15 protein-coding genes are annotated in these 20,673 nt (G+C 62.0%); 8 read left to right on the top strand and 7 right to left on the bottom strand.

The window, feature by feature from the left end; all coding sequences use genetic code 11:
- Window positions 1-12: 12 nt before the first annotated feature.
- Window positions 13-1,203, bottom strand: coding sequence for a pyridoxal phosphate-dependent aminotransferase (locus tag HB630_RS02290; protein WP_213769803.1), 1,191 nt, complete (start codon window positions 1,201-1,203; stop codon window positions 13-15).
- 101 nt (window positions 1,204-1,304) lie between these two features.
- Here HB630_RS02290 and HB630_RS02285 point away from each other — a divergent pair, with 101 nt between their 5' ends.
- The 7 genes from HB630_RS02285 (at window position 1,305) to HB630_RS02255 (ending at window position 10,287) form a co-directional block, all read left to right on the top strand.
- Window positions 1,305-2,018: a GntR family transcriptional regulator gene (locus HB630_RS02285; RefSeq protein WP_213769802.1), complete on the top strand. Its 714-nt coding sequence runs from the start codon at window positions 1,305-1,307 to the stop codon at window positions 2,016-2,018.
- A gap of 51 nt (window positions 2,019-2,069) precedes the next feature.
- A complete protein-coding gene (locus HB630_RS02280) occupies window positions 2,070-3,536 on the top strand; it encodes an amidohydrolase family protein (RefSeq protein WP_213769801.1) in 1,467 nt (488 codons plus the stop codon).
- A 161-nt stretch (window positions 3,537-3,697) separates the two neighbouring features.
- Window positions 3,698-5,152 carry an amidohydrolase family protein gene (locus HB630_RS02275; protein ID WP_213769800.1) on the top strand — a complete coding sequence of 485 codons (1,455 nt, stop codon included), beginning with the start codon at window positions 3,698-3,700 and terminating at the stop codon, window positions 5,150-5,152.
- 70 nt (window positions 5,153-5,222) lie between these two features.
- The gene (locus tag HB630_RS02270; RefSeq protein WP_213769799.1) at window positions 5,223-6,818 is read left to right on the top strand and encodes an ABC transporter substrate-binding protein; all 1,596 of its coding nucleotides are present in this window, start codon (window positions 5,223-5,225) and stop codon (window positions 6,816-6,818) included.
- An 18-nt stretch (window positions 6,819-6,836) separates the two neighbouring features.
- Entirely contained in the window at window positions 6,837-7,775 is a 939-nt protein-coding gene (locus HB630_RS02265) for an ABC transporter permease (RefSeq protein ID WP_213769798.1), read from the top strand.
- Entirely contained in the window at window positions 7,772-8,653 is an 882-nt protein-coding gene (locus HB630_RS02260; RefSeq protein WP_249780600.1) for an ABC transporter permease, read from the top strand. The genes HB630_RS02265 and HB630_RS02260 overlap by 4 nt, the downstream gene beginning before the upstream one ends.
- Entirely contained in the window at window positions 8,650-10,287 is a 1,638-nt protein-coding gene (locus tag HB630_RS02255) for an ABC transporter ATP-binding protein (protein ID WP_213769796.1), read from the top strand. The genes HB630_RS02260 and HB630_RS02255 overlap by 4 nt, the downstream gene beginning before the upstream one ends.
- A 66-nt stretch (window positions 10,288-10,353) precedes the next feature.
- Here the strand turns inward: HB630_RS02255 and HB630_RS02250 are convergent, their stop codons facing one another.
- Together HB630_RS02250 and HB630_RS02245 are read right to left on the bottom strand one after the other, a co-directional pair.
- Complete coding sequence (locus HB630_RS02250) at window positions 10,354-11,799, bottom strand: NAD-dependent succinate-semialdehyde dehydrogenase (protein WP_213769795.1); 1,446 nt, start codon at window positions 11,797-11,799, stop codon at window positions 10,354-10,356.
- Between the two features lie 274 nt (window positions 11,800-12,073).
- Window positions 12,074-13,099: a histone deacetylase family protein gene (locus tag HB630_RS02245; protein ID WP_213769793.1), complete on the bottom strand. Its 1,026-nt coding sequence runs from the start codon at window positions 13,097-13,099 to the stop codon at window positions 12,074-12,076.
- Window positions 13,100-13,426: 327 nt separating this feature from the next.
- Between HB630_RS02245 and HB630_RS02240 the strand changes: the two genes are divergently transcribed.
- A complete protein-coding gene (locus HB630_RS02240; protein WP_213769792.1) occupies window positions 13,427-15,403 on the top strand; it encodes a methyl-accepting chemotaxis protein in 1,977 nt (658 codons plus the stop codon).
- A gap of 14 nt (window positions 15,404-15,417) precedes the next feature.
- On the opposite strand, the gene HB630_RS02235 is transcribed toward HB630_RS02240, so the two are convergent.
- The 4 genes from HB630_RS02235 to HB630_RS02220 all read right to left on the bottom strand — a co-directional run bounded on the left by HB630_RS02235 (window position 15,418) and on the right by HB630_RS02220 (window position 20,644).
- Window positions 15,418-17,127 carry a tetratricopeptide repeat protein gene (locus HB630_RS02235; protein ID WP_213769791.1) on the bottom strand — a complete coding sequence of 570 codons (1,710 nt, stop codon included), beginning with the start codon at window positions 17,125-17,127 and terminating at the stop codon, window positions 15,418-15,420.
- 65 nt (window positions 17,128-17,192) lie between these two features.
- Window positions 17,193-18,851: a urocanate hydratase gene (locus HB630_RS02230; protein ID WP_213769790.1), complete on the bottom strand. Its 1,659-nt coding sequence runs from the start codon at window positions 18,849-18,851 to the stop codon at window positions 17,193-17,195.
- A gap of 1 nt (window position 18,852) precedes the next feature.
- Window positions 18,853-19,458, bottom strand: a complete 606-nt coding sequence (locus HB630_RS02225; protein WP_213769789.1) for a glutathione S-transferase family protein — start codon at window positions 19,456-19,458, stop codon at window positions 18,853-18,855.
- Window positions 19,459-19,576: 118 nt separating this feature from the next.
- The gene (locus HB630_RS02220; protein ID WP_213769788.1) at window positions 19,577-20,644 is read right to left on the bottom strand and encodes a DUF917 family protein; all 1,068 of its coding nucleotides are present in this window, start codon (window positions 20,642-20,644) and stop codon (window positions 19,577-19,579) included.
- Window positions 20,645-20,673 lie beyond the last annotated feature (29 nt).

Genomic DNA, 20,673 nt, shown 5'->3' with positions numbered 1-20,673 from the left:
AACCATCCCCGCCTAAAACAGCTTGACCGATTCGTTTCGCCCCCGCGCCATGTCCATCATGGCGGGCAGCAGCTCCACAAATTCCTCGATCCATTCGGCCGGCACGCTGGTGCTGACCTTGACGAAGCGATCGCCGAAATTGGGCGTGTGATAAGCGCCCTGCCGGATCATGATCCCGCGCTCCTGGTAGCAGGCCGTCAATACTTCCGGCCGCACACCGGCCCCGCTGCATTCGATGACGAGAAAATTGCCGTTCGACGGGAAAACAGGAATTCTCACGTTATCCAAGCGATCGACGGCGTCCTTGATGAGCTGCTGGTTTGCCCTTTGCTGCGCCAGCACGCCGGGAAACCATTCATCCTTGATCTGCAGGCCGGCAATCGCCGCGCGCTGCGACAAAATATTGGAGCCCAGTATATTCGGCTGGGCCGCGGCCAATCGCTCGGCAAGATCGGGCGTCGTTACCATGGCGCCGATTCTCAACCCCGCGAGACCAAGCCATTTGGAAAAACTATAAACCGTCAGCGTCCGCTCGGGAAAGCGGCTCGCCGCCAGCGTATGATCATAAGCAAAATGCCGGTAGGTGCAGTCATGAATCAGGAATGCCTGGCTCGGCCGGACCGCATCGACGATCGCATCCATCTCCGCCGGCGTGCAGGCGCTTCCCAGGGGATTGTTCGGATCGACGAGATAGACGACCTTCGTCTTCGGTCCGATCGCCGCGGCCAGCCGCTCCGGCGCGAGCCGATAGCCATATTCGTCACCGTAGATTGGAATCTGCTTGACGGTCGCGCCGACTGATTTGGCAAAGACCATCGGCCAATTCCAGGTGGGATCGGTCGTGATCAATTCGTCGCCCAGTCCAAGCAACACCCGGCAACTATGGGCAAGCGCGGAAACGGCGCCGTCGAACACCAGCGCAGCCTGATCCGGCAAGCCAAGATCGGCTGTAATTCCCGACCGCAATGCTTCGAGGCCGACGGGCGGCGCATAGATGTGGAACTCCTCATCGGCCAGGCAGCGCTGTATCGCCTCCAGCACGGCGGGATGCGGCGTGGCGTGGTTGGTGTTTTGCCCTAGCCACTTCAGGCCGGACGTATTCACCAGCCGGTCGAAATGAGCGTTGCGGATTTCAAACGGGTGCATTTTTTCCTTGCCGGCTTTGGTCCACAAATTGCTTGGTCGAATAATCTTGACCGTCATTGGGATGCGCGTAACATGGAGTTTGCATGCAAACAATAATTTTTTGTATTATTAGATCGGCTTATACGCGGCGCCAACGGAACCGGCGATAGGAGGAATCATTGAATGACCTTGAATCCGCGACATCGAAGCGGATGAAGCGCGACCGTTCCGCCACCCTGTCGGAAAACCTGCGGCGCTCCCTTGAGGAGATGATCGTCAGCGGCACGCTCACGCCGGGCGAGCGCCTCGACGAGATGGAGATCGCCGAACGTTTCAAGGTATCCCGCACCCCCGTACGCGAGGCCTTGAAAGCACTTGCCGCCGTCGGTCTCGTCGAGATGAGCGGACGGCAAGGCCTGACGGTATCCGCGGTGTCGATCCCGACATTGCTCGAGATGTTCCAGCTGATGGCCGAACTGGAGGGGCTGCATGCACGGCTAGCGGCCCGGCGCGCGCGGCAGGACCACAAGGATCGATTGATCAGCACCCACGAACAGCTGAGCGACGTGCTGAAACGCGGCGATCCGCAACTCTTCTATGATGTGAACCGCGAATTTCACGAGGCCATTTACGATGCCTCGCAGTCCGAATTCCTCGCCGACCAGACCCGAACCTTGCGCCGGCGCGTCGCCCCCTACCGGCGCTATGTCACGTTCCAGCCGGGGCGCATGACCGCGACCATCACGGAGCACCAGCTCATCCTCAATGCGATCCTGGTCGCAGACGCCGATACCGCCCAGCGCGCGGCGCGGGATCACGTCAACCTGCTCGGCGACAATCTCGCCGATTTCATCGCCTCGCTACCGCCCGGGATGACGCGACGATCCGCCTGATCCGCGGGCGTTGCTTCATCCATACCGATCTTCACCGCACGCGGAGTCTCCATGAGCAGCCCTCGGCCGAACCGAACGAAGATCGTCGGAGGCACCATCGTCGCTTACCGGGATGGTGCTCACCGCATTCTGGACGATGGCGTTCTGGTATTCGAAGGATCGAAGATCGTTCACATTGGCCATTCCTATGACGGCCCTGCCGATCTTGTCCTGAATGCCCGAGGCAAGCTCGTCATTCCCGGCTTCGTGTCGACGCACGCCCATATCAACGTTCATGAGGGCACGCGCCTGATTACCGACGTAGGCCGCCGCGACGTGATGCGGTCCGGCTTTCTCAACTACACGCCGAACAATGGTCCGGATGGGCCTCCCTATGTCGCCGCGGCGATTCCGCAAGACACCATCCGCTTCGGCTTCGCCCAGCTCATCCGCAACGGCATCACCACCGCGATGGCGTTCGGCGGCGGCACGCCGGGCGCGGCGAAGACATTCGCCGAACTCGCAGGCGAAAGCGGCATGCGGGTGTATTACGCACCGCAAGCCAATTCAGCCGTGAACTATTTTACCGATGACGGCCGGATGGTGGAGAAATGGGACGAGCCGAAAGGCCATGCCGAACTGGACGCCCAGGAAAAATTCATCGAAGAGCACCACAACAGCCATGACGGCCGCTTCCAGGGCATCGTCGTCATTCGCAATTACGCGCTCGCCACGATCGAGCTGATGCGCCGGGGCAAGGAGATCGCGGACCGCCGAAAATTACGGCTCACGACGCATTTCTGCGAACAATTGTTCGAATTCCACCGCACTGTCCGCGACTATGGCATCACGCCCGTCGACCTGATGGAGCGCGAAGGTCTGCTTGGCGAGAACGTGCTGCTGGCCCACGCGATCTATCTCGCCGGGCATTCCTACACGACCTGGGAATATTCCAACGATCTGGAAAAGCTCGGCCGCACCAAAACGGCGGTGTCGCACGCGCCGCTCGTGATGTTGCGCAGAGGCCATGCGCTCGAGGGTTTTCACCGCTACCTCGCTCATGGCGTCACCATGTCGATGGGAACCGATGTCATGCCGCATGACATCATCATGGAGATGCGGGTCGGCGCGCTGGCCTGCAAGCTGATCGCGCGCGACCACGAAGTCGGCAGATCGATCGATTTCTTCAATGCCGCGACGCTCGGCGGCGCCAAGGCGCTCGGGCGCACCGACATCGGCCGCCTCGAGGTCGGCGCCAAGGCCGACATCGTGGTGATGGATTTCGACAACCTCCAGATCGGCCCTGTCTACGATCCGATCCGGAGCCTGGTGCATCTGGCCTCCCCCGATTTGATCGAGCAGGTCATCTGCGACGGCCGGTTCCTGCTGAAGGACGGCGTGCTCCAAAACTATGACGAGCGCGACATCGTCGAAGGCGGCAAACGCTCGTTTCAGCGCGTCGTCGATGAATTCCCCAAGCGCCACTGGTCCGGGAAGCCGGTTGATGTCGAATACCCTGTTTCGCTGGGTCGCTGGTAAATCTGCATACAGAAACATCATTCCTGCATTCAATTTAGGCCACACTGGAGATCCAGACTAAAAACACCAGTTAACTCAGTCGCTTATGTTCGGCACGGCTCTTGCTGAACGGTCTCTGGCGACTTCAAAGGTCTCCGACGAATTCAGAAGGCATCAGGTGAATGATAACCCTTATCTCGGGCGGAACGATCATCGCGTACAAGGACGGCGGCCATCGTGTTCTGAAGGATGGCGTCCTGGTCTTCGAAGGCGACCGGATCATCCATGTCGGCACCGCCTATGACGGCAAGGTGGACCAGACCATCAATGCCGCAGGCAAACTGGTCATCCCGGGTTTCGTCTCCACCCACGCCCATGTCAACGCGCATGAGGGCTCCCGGCTCATCACCGATCTCGGCCGCCGCGATGTGATGCGTTCCGGCTTCCTCAACTACACCCCCAATAACGGCATCGATGGCCGCCCGGTGGTGGCCGCGGCTTCGGCCGAACATTCCATCCGGTTCGGTTTCGCTCAGCTGATCCGCAACGGCGTGACCACGGTGCTGTCGTTCGGCGCCGGAAGCCGCGACGACCCCAAGCTGATGACCGACCTCGCCGATGAAAGCGGCTTGAGGGTCTACTACGCGCCGCAGGCGACCGGCGCCGAAAACTATTTCGACAAGGATCACCAGGGTCGTCTGCAGCCGATCTGGAACGAGGCCGTCGGCTTCGAACAACTCGAGCGCGCCGTGCGGTATGTCGAGGACCATCACGGAAAGTTCGACGGACGCCTTCAGGGGCTGATCCTGGTGCGCAATTTCATCCTCGCCACCGTCCCGTTGATGCGGCGCGCCAAGGAATATGCCGACAGGCTCGGCGTGCAGTTCAGCACCCATTTCTGCGAGCAGTTGTTTGAATTCCACGAGACCGTAAGAACACACGGCATGACCCCGGTCGATCTCATGGAGGCCGAAGGCCTGCTCGGCCCCAACGTGATCCTAGCCCACTGCGTCTACATCGCAGGCCACTCCTCGACCACATGGGAATACAGCAACGATCTCGAAAAACTCGGCCGCACCGGCTCCGTGGTCGCTCACGCGCCGGTCGCCTATTTGCGCCGCGGCTACAATCTGGAAGGCTTCGAGCGCTATCTCGCCCACAACGTCACGATGTCGATGGGCACCGACGTCATGCCGCACGACATGCTCGGCGAAATGCGGTCGGGCGCGCTGGCGGCAAAACTGATCGGGAAGAACCACGAGGCCGGAACGTCGGCCTCCTTCTTCGATGCAGCCACGCTCGGCGGCGCAAAGGCGTTCGGCAGAACCGATATCGGCCGCCTGTCGGCCGGGGCCAAAGCAGACATCGTCATTCTCGACTTCGACAATATGCAGATCGGCCCGGTCTACGATCCGATCCGCAGCCTCGTACACTTGGCCACTCCCCATCTTATCGAGACGGTCATTTGCGACGGCAAAACGCTGATGTCGGATGGCGTCCTGACCGGATACGACGAGCGGTCGGTCGTCGAAGGCGGCAAGCGCTCGTTGCAGCAGGTCGTCGATCAATTTCCCGAACGCCACTGGTCGGGCAAATCGGCCGCGGAATGCTTTCCCGTTTCATATGCCGCGTGGTGAGGCCGGCAGAGCCGCCGGCCGCTGTCGCCGCGCACCGTCTTGAAATCAACGCCGCAACAAAGGACTTGCCGTGAGCGCCAAATCTTCGTTTCGAAACTGGCTACGACACAGCGGGAAAATTCTCGCCCTCGCCATGCTGCTGATGTCCGCGGGACTGCCGGGAACAGCATCGGCGGAAACCGTGCTACGGGTCGCAAAAACATCGATCCCCCGTATCCTGGACCCGCATTTCACCACCAGCTTCACGGAACGTGATTTCGGCTATCTGATCTACGACACATTGTTTGCCGTCGACAGCAAGTTCGACGTCAAGCCCCAGATGGTCGACACCTGGTCGGTCAGCGACGATCACCTCACTTACACCTTCACGCTACGCGACGGATTGCTGTTCCACGACGGCCAGCCGGTGCGCTCAGCGGATTGCATCGCCTCGATCAAGCGCTGGTCGCAGCGCGACGGCATGGGAGAACGGCTGGCGGCGCTGACCAAGGAATGGGTGGTGGTCGACGACAAGACCTTCCGCCTGGTGCTGTCGCAACCTTATGAATTTGTGCTGGCGACGCTCGGGAAGGTTGGCGCCTCGGTGCCCTTCATCATGCCGGAACGGGTTGCCCAAACGCCGATCACCGAACCGATCAAGGACTACACCGGCTCGGGACCTTTCATATTCGACCAGGCGGCCGGCACATCCGGCGTCAAACTCGTGTTCAGGAAGTTCGACAAATATGTGCCGCGCAAGGAACCGGCCGACTGGGCCTCCGGCGGCAAGGTCGCCAAGGTCGACCGGCTGGAATGGATCGAATTCCGCGACGCCATGACCGCGGTGAATGCGCTGACCAATGGCGAGGTCGACATGATCCAGGAGTTGCCGCACGATCTGGCACCCCTTCTGGACAACGATCCCAACGTGAAGGTGATGATCTACAACGAGCTCGGCCAGCTCGGCTTCATCCGCTTCAATTTCCTCTATCCGCCGTTCAACAACGCCGATGCGCGCCGCGCGGTGCTGCTGGCGGTGAACCAGAAGGAGTTTCTGCAGGGCCTCGTCGGCAACCCGAAATATTACAACGAATGCCGGTCGATCTATTCCTGCGGCTCGCCCTACGAAACCGACGCCGGCGTGCCGAAGGTCGATCTCGACGAGGCCAAGAAAGCCCTCAAGGCGTCGGGTTACGACGGCAGCCCGATCGTTCAATTCCACGCCACCAACAGCGCGACCATCGGCCCGCTGAGCGAAGTGCTGACCCGCGTGTTGCGCGAGGTCGGCTTCAACGTGAAGGACGAAGCGATGGATTTCCAGACCTTCACGCGCAGGAGGCTGGCGCAGTCGCCTCCCGACCAAGGCGGCTGGAACATCGCACTGTCGACCTGGACCGGCCCGGATGTCGTCGACCCCGTCGTCAACGTTTCGCTCGGCGGTGAAGGACAAAAGGCGCAATGGGGCTGGCCGACCATGCCCGAGATGGAAAAACTGCGCGATCAATTCGCGCGGACGGCGAGCATGGATGAACGCAAGAAGATCGCCGCCGAGATTCAAAAGCTCGCCTATGACCAGGCGCTTTACATTCCGACCGGCACTTTCAAGTCGCTGGCCGCCTATCGCAACAACGTCAAGGGCGTCGTGTCGGCTCCCGCGATGATGATGTGGGGAATTTCGAAAGAATAACGTGACCGCACAGTTTTGATGTTGAGATTCATCTTCTATCGCCTGCTGGGAGCCATTCCGGTGGTGGGACTGGTGTCCATCGCCGTCTTCCTGTTCCTCAGGATGGCGGGCGACCCGGTCGCCTCCCTGCTGGGCGAAAATGCGACAGCGCAGCAGGTCGCCGAGATCCGGCACGCGATGGGCCTCGACCGGCCCGTCATGATGCAATTCCTGTCATGGATCCTGCACGTCTTTCAGGGTGATTTCGGAATCTCGCTGGTCACGCACGAGCCGGTCTGGAAGATGGTCAGCGAACGGCTGGGCGCGACGCTGTCGCTTTCGCTGACGACCATCGTGTTCTCCATCCTGGTTGCCGTTCCGCTCGGGCTTTTTGCCGCCCGCCATCGCAAGAACTGGATCGACCGGCTGATCGTATCGTTCTGCACTGCCGGCTTCTCGGTGCCGACCTTCGTCGTGGGCTATCTGCTGGTATGGCTGTTCTCGATCAAACTGCAATGGCTCCCCGCCCAAGGCTATGCCAGCCTCGACCGGGGCGTCGGCGATTGGATATTGCATCTCATCGCGCCGACCATTGCGATGAGTTCCGTCTTCATCGTGCTGATTGCCCGCATTACCCGCGCCGGCGCCATCGAGGTTCTCAACGAGGACTACATCCGCACCGCCCGCGCGATAGGCGCCAGCGAACTGCGCGTCTTTCGCCTGTTCGTGTTGCGCAACGCGGCGGTGCCCATTGTGACGATCATCGGCGTCGGTATCGGGATCGTGCTCACCGGCGTGGTCGTGACCGAAACCGTCTTCAATCTGCCCGGCGTTGGACGGCTGACGATCGAATCCGTCCTGGCGCGCGACTTTCCCGTCATTCAGTGCGTAATCATGCTGTTCTCGTTCACCTACGTCTTCATCAACCTGGCGGTCGATATCATCTACTCGCTGCTGGATCCGAGGATCCGGAATTGATTACGGTTGCGCAAAACGAGAACAACGCCGCCGGCGTGGCCCCGAAGGCATGGCTGCGGCGCTTGCGGAATAACGGCAATTTGCTGCTTGGCGCGGCGGTCCTGATCCTCTTCCTCATCGTCATGGTGCTGGCTCATTTGCTCGGCGCCGCCGATCCGCAGGCGATGACCACCAGCGAACGCCTGCATCCGCCATCCCTTCAGCACTGGTTCGGCACCGACCGCCTGGGGCGGGACATCTATGCCCGGGTGGCATTCGGCACCTCGGCATCGCTGGCCGTCGGCGCCGCCGCCGCCGCGCTCGGTTGCATCATCGGCACGATCTTCGGTCTTGCGGCCGGCTACTTTCGGTCCATCGATATGCTGATCATGCGCGTTATGGACGGCATCATGGCCATTCCAGGCATCATGATCGCGATCGCGACCATCTCGGTTGCGGGAGCGTCCATCACCACGGTCGTACTGGCCATCGCGGTGCATGACGTTCCACGCATTGCGCGTCTTGTCCGCAGCTCCGTTCTTTCAATGCGCGAGGAGCCCTATGTCGAGGCAGCGGTGATGCTAGGTTCGCCATCATGGTCGATCGTGCTGCGCCACATGCTTCCCGGCATCCTCGCCTCGCTGGCCGTACTCGGCACCTATGTTGCGGCCAATGCGATGCTGCTCGAGGCGACGCTTAGCTTTCTCGGCTGCGGCCTGCCTCCCGATATCCCGACCTGGGGAAATATCATGGCCGATGGACGCATCCTTTTCCGGATCGCGCCGTGGATCATTCTGTTTCCGGGAGCGGTTCTGGCCTTTGCCGTGCTCGCCATCAACCTTCTGGGCGACGGTCTGCGCGACCAGTTCGACCCGACGACCGAAAAGACGATGCGATGACCGAGGCTGCCGCATGTCCGCAGAAGCCGGTCCTGGAGATCAGGGATCTTTCGATCGCATTGCCGCCCGGCTCGGATCGGGCGTTCGCGGTCGAGGATGTCAGCTTCACGATTCATCCGCGCGAGATCGTCTGCGTCGTCGGTGAATCCGGCTCGGGAAAATCGGTCACGTCCTTCGCCATCATGGGGCTGCTGGCATCGGCCTTAAAGCCCGTCGGAGGAGAGATCCTGTTCTCCGGGCGCGATCTCTTGAAGGTCTCGCCGGCCGAACTGAGGGAGTTGCGAGGAAATCGGCTCTCGATGATCTTCCAGGAACCGATGACGGCGCTCAGCCCGACCATGAAGGTCGGACGCCAGATCGAGGAAGTCCTGCGCATCCACACCCGGATGAGCCGCGCCGAACGCCGCACGCGCACGCGCACGCTTGAGCTGATGCGCCTCGTCAATATCCCCTCGCCGGACCTGCTGAGCCGGCGTTATCCTCATCAATTATCCGGCGGTCAGCGTCAGCGCATCATGATCGCCATGGCGCTCGCCCTCGAACCGGCGCTTCTGATCGCCGACGAACCGACGACGGCGCTGGACGTGACGACCCAGGCCCAGATCCTCGAACAGATCAAACAGATCCAGCAGCGCTCCAACACCGCCGTCCTGTTCGTTACCCATGACTTTGGCGTGGTTGCCGACATCGCCGACCGCGTCGTCGTCATGCAGCACGGAAAAATCGTGGAACAGGGCCTTGCGCGCGAGGTGCTGCAGTCGCCCAGCAGCGATTACACGCGATCCTTGCTCGCCGCCATTCCGGGCCTCCACAATCGGCAATCCCGTGCCCTCGCCTGCGATGTACCGGAAATTCTCAGGATCGACGGGCTGTCCAAATCATACGCCTCTGTGGGCCATTTCCTGCGCCGTCACGCTCCAACTCATGCGGTGGACAATGTAAGCCTCACCATGCGGCGCGGCGAAACCCTCGCGATTGTCGGCGAATCCGGATCGGGAAAGTCGACTGTCGCGCGCTGCGTCTGCGGCCTGATCGATCCCACCGGCGGCATGATCGAGATCAAGGGCAGCAATCGTAATGCCAGAACCGGAACTCTCGATATCGAACGACATCGCCTGGTTCAGATGATCTTTCAGGATCCGAACCGCTCCCTCGACCCGCGCTGGACCGTCGGCCAATCGATGATCGAGGGTATGCGCAATCTGGGCGTTTCGCGACCGCAGGCGATTGAGCGCGCGGGTTCGTTAATGGAAAAAGTCGGCCTGCAGAAATCCGCACTCGGCCGCTATCCGCATGAATTTTCCGGCGGCCAGCGTCAGCGCATATGCATTGCGCGTGCGCTCTCGATGGAGCCGCAGCTTTTGATCGCCGATGAAGCCGTTTCCGCGCTCGACGTTTCGGTGCAAGCGCAAGTGCTCGCATTATTGGCCAGATTGCAGCACGAGATGCAGCTCAGCATCCTGTTCATCACCCATGATCTGCGGGTGGCCGTTCAGATCAGCGACAGTATCGCCGTCATGCATCAGGGCCGCGTCGTCGAACACGGCCCGGCGCTGGAGATTTTTTCCAATCCCCGGCACGACTACTCACGCCGCCTGTTCAACGCCGCGCCGGGCTGGAACTGGACGGATTGAGAGCCCGGTTCGGATTGAATCAGAACCGGGCTCTCGTATTTTTTTAACGCGTTTTCATTACGCGAATTAGTCTGCGGGGCTACCCTGCGACACGAATTTTCCGATCAGATAGGCTTCGACGGCTTCCATGCCACCTTCGGAACCGTAGCCGGAGTCTTTCACACCTCCGAACGGCACTTCCGGAAAGGCGAGACCTTGGTGATTGATCGAAATCATTCCGCTCTCGATCTCGGCCGCGACCGCCGTCGCGTTTTTCACCGAGCGCGTGTAGGCATAGGCGGCAAGTCCGAACGGCAGGCGATTCGCCTCGCTGAGGGCGTCGTCGAAATCTTTGAACGACGAGACCAGCGCCAGCGGCCCAAACGGCTCTTCGTTCAAGGCCCGCGCATCCTTGGGCACATCGACCAGAACCGTTGGTTCAAAGAAATATCCCTTGTTCTGTTGGCGCTTGCCGCCCGCCTTGATTTTGGCGCCGCGCTGCACGGCATCGTCGAGAAAAGACCCCAGGGCATTTTGGCGGCGATCGTTCGCCAGCGGGCCGATCGTCACGCCGTCATGGAGACCGTTCCCCATTTTCAGAGCCGTCGTGCGGCCGACGAACTCTTCGACGAAGTGGTCATATACCGATTCATGGACGATGAACCGTGTCGGCGCGATGCAGACCTGACCGGCATTGCGATACTTGCCGGCGGCGAGGACGGTGGCCGCAACCTTGACGTCGGCGTCGCCGAAGACGATGGCCGGCGCATGACCGCCGAGCTCCATCGTAATGCGCTTCATATGCGTGCCGGCAAGCGAAGCCAGCTTTTTCCCAACCGGGGTCGAGCCGGTGAAGGAAATCTTCCGGATCACGGGATGCGCGATCAGGTATTCGGAAATCTCGGACGGCACACCGTAGACCAGGTTGACGACCCCGGCGGGCAAGCCGGCATCGGCCAGCGCCCGGATCAACTCCGCGGGCGAGGCCGGCGTTTCCTCCGGCGGCTTGATGATGACAGAGCATCCTGCCGACAGCGCCGCGGCGAGCTTGCGCACCGCTTGGCTGACCGGAAAATTCCACGGCGTGAAGGCTGCGACCGGACCAACCGGCTCCTTGACGACGAGGTTGTAGACGCCGGCGCTGCGCGCCGGAATAACCCGGCCGTAAGTGCGGCGGCTTTCCTCCGCGCACCAGTCGAGAACATCCGCGGAAGCAAGAAGTTCGATCCGGGCTTCGGCCAGCGGCTTGCCCTGCTCAAGCGTCATTAACTGAGCAATGCGATCGATCCGCTGCCTGAGCAGGTCAGCCGCCGTCCGCATGATTTTTGACCGGTCCAGCGGCGAGAACTTGCGCCAGATCTTGAAGCCCTTTGCCGCTGCCGCGACGGCGAGATCGAGATCCTCTTTCCGCGCCGAGGCGACGTGTCCGATCTTTTCCTCGGTAGCAGGATTGATTACGGCAATCGTCTGCCCCGAAAGACTGTCCCGCCAGACTCCGTCGATAAAAAGCTGAACGTTATTGTACATCGTCATTGTTCCTGTTTGTCAGATTCGATCGGCTTTGCATGAGAGGACGTGCCTTTGATGCCGCGAAACGAAGTGGCCTGCATCGCTTTCTCTTTGTGAGTTCTCAAACATAAAACCTTCGATAGAAGCGTCTCTTTGAGACATCCACGCGCAGAATAGCGATAGGGTCACGTTGTATATCATGAGATATATCGTTGTGGAGATCGTTTTATTGATTGCACCTCGCCCTCACCTTTTCTCAAAGCAGCGATGCATTGGCGTGACTTGGCATACCTTGGCATCAGCGCGCTTCTTCAAACCCTGCAAGGGTTGAGGTCAGATTGGCCCCAAGAATATCCGACAGATATCCACCCTCCTGCACGAATACGGTCGGCAACCCCAGCCGCGCGATCGTTTGGCCGATGCGCCGGAAGCCGTCCGTCGTCACCGCAAGACCCGCAAGCGGATCGTGTTCGGACGCATCGAGGCCAAGCGCGACCACCAGCGCACCCGGCGCGAACGCCTCGATCATCTTTTGCGCCGCGCCGAGCGCCTGCAAATAGCCCTGGTCGCCGGTGCCGATCGGCAAGGGGATATTGAGATTGGCGCCAAGTCCCGCGCCTGCACCGCGTTCATGGGCATATCCCCAGACGAACGGATAGAAGGAGGTCGGATCGGCATGGATCGAAACCGTCAGGACATCGCCGCGCTGATAGAAGATGCCCTGCGTGCCGTTGCCGTGATGAACGTCGACGTCGAGGATCGCCACCCGCTCATGTTTGAGCCGCAGATGCGCCGCCGCGATCGCGCTGTTGTTGAGAAAGCAGAAGCCACCAGCGAGGTCGTGATAGGCGTGATGACCCGGAGGACGACAGAGCGCGTAGGCCGCGTCCTCGCCGTCCAAAATAAGCTGCGCTGCCGTCGTCGCCACATCGGTCGCGGCGCAGGCCGCAGCCCAGGTGCCGGGCCCGATCGGACAGGCCGTATCGACGGTATGCCAGCCAAGCCGGCCGACGATGTGCGTGGGGTAACTCCCGGCATGGCGAACCGGGTGCATGTTGGCGATCATCTCCGAACCTGAGTCTCCAAGCTTGGACCAGGCCTCCCATGCTTCCGCCAGGAAGCTGAGATATTCGGGGCTGTGGATTCTGGCGCGCGGCCCCTGCCCGAATATGGTCGGTTCAACCAACTGATGCTTTCCTGCCTTGAGTCCCGCCAGCAGCCGGTCCGCGCGTTCAGGCTGCTCGGTGGTGCGCTTGACGACGCCGCGAACCAGGAAGAATTGCGGATCGTGACTCCGATGCAGTTCGGTATAGACAGCTTTCACTCAAATGCTCCCAGGGTTGCGCCTGCGCTCGTCTCCTCGGTCTTCCTCCAGACGGCGCCGGTCGTCAATGCGGCGCTCGAGGCGACCAGCTTTGGAATGAGGGGTCTGCTGCCAAAGCCGATGCAAGGTGTTCTCGGACGCCCGAAGAGACAGACGCTCTAAATTTAGGCTGAGCTTTGCGCGTTTGCGCCTTGAATCTTAACGTTTTCCTAGAAAATGCCGGGCTTCCTTTAAGGGAGGCCCGCCCCGCGGATCGGCCGCGATCAGGAGGCTCCGAGCGCTGGATCATCGACCGACCGGCTCAAAATTGCTCATGGGACAGGACCGATGCTGAAAGTCCGTTCGATCGCCGCGCGCCTCGTGATTTCGATTGCCATGATCGCCGCAGCCGCGGGCGGATTGGTCGGCTTCCTGGCTGTGATCAAGGAGGGCGACATCACCCGGCTGGCGCTCGATCGCGAGATGGGCATCCAGTATCAGAGCGTGATCGCCTCGTTCGAAGCCGAGAACCGCACCGGCTCCGCCGTCGCCATGGTGCTGGCCAACATGCCGCCCTTCCAGGACGCCATGGAGCGGCAGGACCGGCCGGCGATGGCAGCCCTGCTCGCCCCCGCGCAGAAACTGGCGGCCGGCCGTGGCTTCGGCACATGGTCGGTCACCAGCCCGCCGGGCATCACCTTCTATCGCGCCCACAATCCAACCTCGTTCGGCGACGACGTCACCGGGCGGCGCAAGACCGTCGCCCAAGTCTATGCCAGCAAGCAGCCGGTTGCCGGCGTCGAGCCCGGCGTCGGCAATCTCGGCATCTACAGCGTCAGCCCGGTGTTTCGTGCCGCATCGGACGGCAAGGACATCATCGGCGCCTTCGATGTCGGCATCACCTTCGGTCCGCAATTCGTCGACCGCATCAAGCGACGCTTCCATGTCGATCTCGCCGTTCTTCAAAACGAAGGCGGCACTTTCAAAACCCTGGGCTCCAGCATCGAAGGCAATACCCTGGCCACGCCCGAGGAGACCAGGCAGGCGTTCGACGGCGCCACCATCCTGCGACGAACCGTGATGGCCGGCAAACCGGTGGCGATGTATCTCGGGCAGCTCAAGAATTTCGCGGGCGAACCGATCGCCGTGATCGAGCTGGTGAAGGATATCTCGAGCTTCGTCGACAGCGAGGCGAGCACGCGGTGGTACCTGATCGTCGCCACCGCGATCGTGCTTGCCGCCGCGATCCTGATCGCGCTCTTTGTCGCCCGCAGCCTGACGCGGCCGATCGATCGGCTGCGCACCGCGATGGGCCGCCTGTCGGCCGGCGACACCGCCGCCGAGATTCCCGGCCGCAACCGCCGGGACGAACTCGGCGCCATGGCTGACGCCCTCGCCGTGTTCAAGGAAAGCATGATCGAGACCGATCGCCTGCGCACCCAGCAGGAGGCTGACCGGCAGGCGGCCGAAGGTGCCCGGCGCACGCTGATGAACGGCCTGGCCGACCGTTTCGAGGCGAGCGTGCGCGGCATGATCGGCGCCATGTCCAGTTCCGCCGGTGAGATGCAGGATACGGCGCGGAACATGTCCGTCACCGCCGAGGAAACCCAGCGCCAGTCGCTCGCCGTGTCGACGGCGGCCGAACAGACTTCCACCAACGTCCAGACCGTGGCGACCGCAGCCGAAGAGCTGTCCGCCTCGATCGCCGAGATCGCGCGCCAGACCGCCGAAGCCTCGCGTGTCGCGGGCGAGGTTGCCGATGACGGACGCCGGACCGACAAGATCGTGTCGGGCCTTGCGGAATCGGTGCGGCGCATCGGCGATGTCGTCGGTCTCATCAACAGCATCGCGGCGCAGACCAACCTACTGGCGCTCAACGCCACCATCGAGGCCTCCCGCGCCGGAGACGCAGGCAAGGGCTTCGCGGTCGTCGCCGCCGAGGTCAAACAGCTCGCCAAGCAGACGGCGCAGGCAACCGGGGAGATCCAGTCCCAGGTCGATGCGATTCAGGGCGATACCGGCAAGGCCGTCGAAGCGATCCGGGGGATCTTCTCGCGGGTCGAAGTGCTGACCAACATCACCGCCTCGCTGTCGAGCGCCGTCGAGGAACAGGGCGCCGCCACCCAGGAGATCGCGCGCAGCGTGGGCCAAGCCGCCGAAGGCACGCAGGACGTATCGAGCACGATCGGCTCGGTCACCGAAGCCGCCAACCAGACCGGGGCGGCTTCCTCCAGGGTCCTGACCTCAGCGGAAAGCGTTTCCGCCAATTCCGAGCAATTGCTCCAGCAGGCAGACCGCTTCGTCGCCGAGATTCGCGCCGCCTGATATCGATCCGGCGGTCAATCGCATCCGTTGCGTTGCGCGCAGCAGCTCTCCGGCGCTTCGCTCTCGACCGCCATGCGGCACATACATGACGACATGATCGGCACGTCCGCCAGCGATATCGCTGCCGCAAGCTTCTCTTGCACGACGGCCAATTCCTCGGCCTCGCCGCGGCGACGCAGGCACTCCGCCAAGCCATGAAGCGCCCAGACATTATCCGGGTGCTGCGCATACCGCAGAATCCGGCCGCTCAGGCCCAGATCGTCGCGATAGACCTGCTCCGCCTCGTCGTAATGGCCTTGTTCAGCAAGCAGGGCCGCAAGCGCATGCCGCGGCGGATGCATCCATGCCCACGGTTCGACATATTCCAGATTGTCGTCCCGATCGACGGCTTCGCGCAGATGAGCATAACCAAGTTCATGGTTGCTTTTGTGGTACTCCAGCTCGCCGTCCAGCATCTTCTCGCCTACACCTAAAATGCTGCGAGCGGTGTTATTGAAGACTTTGCGTTGATGCGGGATGCGTCCCAGGCTGTCGTGAAACAATCGACGCTCCCGATCGGCATCATGGAACTGCTTGAGCGCGGCGTACGCGACGCCCTTCGCGTAATGGCACATCGCGGTCGAAACCAGATACAGCTCCGGATCATCCGGCATCGGCGCGTCGACGATCTCCTGCCAGCGACCGAACCGCACCATGACGTGCATGCTCATCGAATAATAGCCTTCGAGGCTTGTGGAAAATTTCGGGCGGCCTTTGACGCTCAAAACTTCCTTCGTAAGCATGGCACGCAACTTATTCGCCGCCCCGATCGATTCGCCATATCTGCCCATGAACATGCAGGCATGCATCATCAGCAGCAGGTCGTGCGCGCAAGCCGTCGTGTAGGGCGTGAGGGCGCCGGCGTAAGCGAGGTATTTGTCGTTCACCGCGATCGCTCTCACGCTGGCGATCTTGGCTTTCTGGTAATCGCCGCACAGCACATGGACATGCGCTGGCATATGGTTCATGTGCCCCGCGTCCGGACACATCGTGGCAAGCACAACCGCGGAGACCGTCGCCCGTTCCGGCTCGTTCGACGTTTCAAGAATATGGATATGCAGATGCAGGAGCGCCGGATGCTGTTTCAGGCCTTCCCGGTTGGCGAGACCGATCGCACGCTCGCACACTTCGAGCGCTTCGATCACGTCTGAGTTTTTCGCAGACCGTCCGGTCCTGGCGTTCCACAGACGCCGTGGCGTTCGGGTGATCAAGGCCTCGACAAAAAGCGCCACCACATCCTGATCGTCCGGATGCCGATGATAAACCCGGCGCAACTCCGCGGCGTAGTCATCGTCCCAACGGTCAAATTCCTCCGGCTGGACGGAATGCGGCTTCTGGACACGGCACGCCAGCGTTTCCACCAGCCAATTTTCGAGCTCCGTCGCCCTATGCGTCAGGGCGCGCGCGATCTGGATATGTTCGTAAGCGGTGCGCGTGGCGTTATTGGCCTCCTCCTCGCTGTGGTCGCGCCACGTCATGTTGTAGAAAGGCCCGCAGCCATAGGCGACGCCCCAATGCGCCATGACGCATTCGGGATCGAATTCGAGCGCCCTTCGAAAGCACTTGACGCCCTCCGACTTGTTGAAGGCAAAGCACCAGTTCAAGCCGATATCGAACCAGCGCTGCGCTTCCGGCGAGGCTGTCGAAATCGTTCTGGTATGGCTGCCAAGGTCGAAACGATCCATCTCTTAACTCCAGCATCGCGCATCAACCGCCTGCATCGGTCACGGCTGGCAGCGCGAATTCCGCATCAGGCGCCTAAGCCCGACGGCATGGTGGCCGACAGGCCGGTACGCTCGGCCTGCTCGATCGCAATATCGTAGCCGGCGTCGGCATGACGCAACACGCCGATGCCGGGATCGCCATCCAGAACCCGCGTCAGCCGCTCGGCGGTCGCCGGATTGCCGTCGGCAACGATGGTCACGCCGGCGCTGACGCCGCGGCCGCCGAGGCCGTGAATAGCGACGAGGTCGGCGCCGGACGAGCAATTCAGCAGCGCGTTGAGGATTGGCCAGTCGGCGATGGCGTCGGAGCCATCCTTCATATTTTCGGTTTCCCGGTGCGGAAGCGCGGCCGAACCGGAATCGAGATGATCGCGGGTAAAGGCGATCGGTCCCGAGATCTTGCCGCTTGCTACCGCCTCGTTGACCAGCAACGCAAGACGGCTGCGCTCGCCATAACCGAGCCAGCCGATCCGCGCCGGAAGCCCGGTGAATTTGACATGTTCGCGCGCCTTGCCGATCCACGAGGATATCGGATGGTTGGACGAAAATGTTTCCAGGATCATGTCGTCGATGGTGTAGATGTCTTGCGGATCGCCGGAAACCGCGATCCAGCGGAATGGCCCTATGCCCTGACAGAACAGCGGGCGGATGTAGAGATCGACAAAGGAGCGCATCCGGAAGGCGTCTTCGACGCCGGCCGCCTTGGCCTCGGCCCGCAGGCTGTTGCCGTATTCGAACACGATGGCGCCGCGGTCCATGAAGCCCAGCATCGCGCGCAGATGCGTGGCGACGGACTTTCGAGCCAGCCCCATCAGCTTCCCGGGATCACTGCTTCGCATCGCTCGCGCTTCCTCGAGCGACAATTCCGCCGGCACATAGCCTTTCAAGGGATCTGGAAAGGTCTGATCGGTGACGATGTCGGGAACGATGCCGCGCCGGGCCAGTTCCGGCAGCACGACAGCTGAGTTGGCGCACAGCGCCAACGCCAGCGGACGCTGTTCGTCGCGCGCGGACTGCCACTGCGCGATCGCGTCATCGAGATTGTCCGTGCTGGCATCGCAATAGCCGCTCGTGATGCGGCGCTCGATCCGCGCCGGATCGACCTCGATCACCAGGGTCGAGGCGCCGGCCAGCTTGCCCGCCAGCGGCTGCGCGCCGCTCATGCCGCCGCAGCCGGACGTGAGCAGCAGGCGGCCGGCGAGCGTGCCGGCGAAATGCTGGCGCGCGATCGCCATGAAGGTCTCGAACGTGCCCTGCAGAATTCCCTGGCTGCCGATATATTGCCAGGCGGCGGCCGTCATTCCCGGATAGACGGTGAGGCCCATGTCGTCGAGCTTGCGGCGGCTTTCCTCGCCGCTCCAGTCGCCCACCAGATTGCCGTTGGCCATGATAACGAGCGGCGTCGTGGCCTGGCCCGGAAAGACGCCGACCGGCTTACCCGACTGCATGACGAAGGTCTGATCTTCGCGCATGCTCGCCAGGGTCGCGACGATGCGATCGAAGCTGTTCCAGTCGCGCGCCGCCCGCGCCACCGACATGTAGATCACGAGGTTTTCGGGATCCTCGCCGTTTTCAAGGTTGTTCTCCAGCAACCGGAGGATCGCTTCCTGGCGCCATCCCTTGCAGCGCAAGACGCTGCCGCGCCCGGCCTTGACTTCCTTGCCGCGACGAACGGGAATATCCATGTCACGCCTCCTCTACCAGGGGGACCCAGCCAGGCTGGGCCTTCACGCGAGCGAGCCACGCACCGATCGCGGGAAATCCTGCCATGTCGTAGCCGCCCTCCGTCGCCATCGACACATATCCGAACATGCCGATATCGGCGATGGTGTAGCGCTCGTCGACGAGCCAAGTGTGGGCGGCAAGCCAATGATCGAGCTTGGCCAGGGCCACATAAGCCCCCTCCTGGAAATCGGCGATCCGGCTTTTCATCTGATCGGCGATGCCGCGCATGTTGTAGAACCGCGGCAGCGCCAAAGCCCGCAACAGGTCCGCCTGCTCGAACGTCAACCAGCTCGTGACCTCGGCGCGAAGATAGCGATCGTCCGGCAACAGCGGCGAGCCTTCCGCGAGGTACAGCATGATCGCCACCGATTCCACGATGGTCCGGCCATCCTCGAGCTCAAGCACGGGCACGCGCGCAAAGCGGCTCTTGGCGCGGAACGCCGCATCGGCGGTCGCGCCCTTGGCCAGGTCAAGCGTGACGCGCTCGAAGGGAATGCCGAGCTGCGTCAGCAGGATGCGCACTTTCCAGGCGTTGCCGGATAACCGGCTGTCGTAGAGACGCAGCATGATCGGTTCGACCTTTCCTTAGAGCCGGATGACTTTTCTTCGAATCGTCATCCCTCTCTATCTTTTTGTTTGAGCATGATCTTTCGGAAAACCGGTTTCCACTTTTCCGGATCATGCTCTAGAGATAGGATCGCATATCGACGCCCATCGCCTGCTCGACCTCGGGAAACACTGCGGGGTCGAGCGCGCCTTTGCCGACCGGAAATTTCGACCGGTGCGCGATGATAATGGCGACGCGGCTGCCGGGCTTGGATTCCGAGATCGACACCACTTCGCCCGTTTGTGGGTCGAGTGCTCCGATCATGTCGGGGAAGGTGGCGACGCGCTTGCCGGCGAAATCCGCGGTCATGAACTCGTTGTAGATGCCGAGTACCGCCTCGCCGTTGTCGCCCCGCACGGTCATCTGGCCAAGATCGAAGCCGCCGCTATAGGTCACGCTGTTCGCCGTGACCTCGCCGTCGACCAGCACTTCGCCACCCAGGAATTCAGCCGTCGCACGCACTCGATCCGCGCCTTCGGCCGCGAGCATGGCGCGGCCGAGATCGAGCTGGAACGTGATCGCGCCCGCGGCGCCATTTTCCCTGATGAAACCGGCGGTCAGCGGACCGCGCGCGGCATAGATCAGTCCGCCATTGATCACCGCCGCCTGCCGCATCACATTCGAGGTGCGGACGATGTCGCCTTCCGCAACGATGGCAAATTCCGATTTTTCGGACTTGCTGCCGCTGCTGGCGATTTGCGTGATCGAAAGATCGAGCCGCGATGCCAGCCCCATGCCGCCCATTTTCACGGTCGGATGTCCACGCCCGTTCGATGCGGCATCGATATAGTCGAGCCCGAGCGCGGCGGCGACCAGCCAGGCGTTGAAGCCCGGCACATGGCCGCAGATCACGCCGGCGGGGGGCGTGTCCAGTTTCTCGATCAGCCGGCGCGCCGCGTTGATGGCGTCGCGCGGCTTGATCGCCCATTTGGCAAAGCCGGGCGCGCCGACCGCGGTCGCGGTAATGATCTTCGCGCCGGGTTCAAGCTCGTCGAGCCCGACCAGACGAACGCCGCCATAGTCCAGCGCCATCCGTCCCAACCCGCGATTCTTGTCGACCGCATTGCGACCACTGCCGCCCGCCGACAGGAACAATCCGCCGACCAGTCCCGCTTCCACATCCTCCGCCGTCAGCATTCGCGCCATTGGTCTTCCTTTCGTCCGCAATACAGCCT

Origin of the sequence: Bradyrhizobium sp. dw_78 (assembly GCF_018449525.1) — a bacterium.
Classification (GTDB): Bacteria; Pseudomonadota; Alphaproteobacteria; order Rhizobiales; family Xanthobacteraceae; genus Bradyrhizobium.
The sequence above is the reverse complement of the archived record's forward strand: the minus strand, read 5'-3'. Positions and strand labels throughout refer to the sequence as shown.

Excerpts from the sequence above, each read along its gene's own strand:
- HB630_RS02290 (WP_213769803.1), bottom strand. The coding sequence starts at position 1,203 with ATGACGGTCAAGATTATTCGACCAAGCAATTTGTGGACCAAAGCCGGC.
- HB630_RS02280 (WP_213769801.1), top strand. The coding sequence starts at position 2,070 with ATGAGCAGCCCTCGGCCGAACCGAACGAAGATCGTCGGAGGCACCATC.
- HB630_RS02275 (WP_213769800.1), top strand. The coding sequence starts at position 3,698 with ATGATAACCCTTATCTCGGGCGGAACGATCATCGCGTACAAGGACGGC.
- HB630_RS02265 (WP_213769798.1), top strand. The coding sequence starts at position 6,837 with ATGTTGAGATTCATCTTCTATCGCCTGCTGGGAGCCATTCCGGTGGTG.
- HB630_RS02255 (WP_213769796.1), top strand. The coding sequence starts at position 8,650 with ATGACCGAGGCTGCCGCATGTCCGCAGAAGCCGGTCCTGGAGATCAGG.
- HB630_RS02250 (WP_213769795.1), bottom strand. The coding sequence starts at position 11,799 with ATGACGATGTACAATAACGTTCAGCTTTTTATCGACGGAGTCTGGCGG.
- HB630_RS02240 (WP_213769792.1), top strand. The coding sequence starts at position 13,427 with ATGCTGAAAGTCCGTTCGATCGCCGCGCGCCTCGTGATTTCGATTGCC.
- HB630_RS02235 (WP_213769791.1), bottom strand. The coding sequence starts at position 17,127 with ATGGATCGTTTCGACCTTGGCAGCCATACCAGAACGATTTCGACAGCC.
- HB630_RS02230 (WP_213769790.1), bottom strand. The coding sequence starts at position 18,851 with ATGGATATTCCCGTTCGTCGCGGCAAGGAAGTCAAGGCCGGGCGCGGC.
- HB630_RS02225 (WP_213769789.1), bottom strand. The coding sequence starts at position 19,458 with ATGCTGCGTCTCTACGACAGCCGGTTATCCGGCAACGCCTGGAAAGTG.
- HB630_RS02220 (WP_213769788.1), bottom strand. The coding sequence starts at position 20,644 with ATGGCGCGAATGCTGACGGCGGAGGATGTGGAAGCGGGACTGGTCGGC.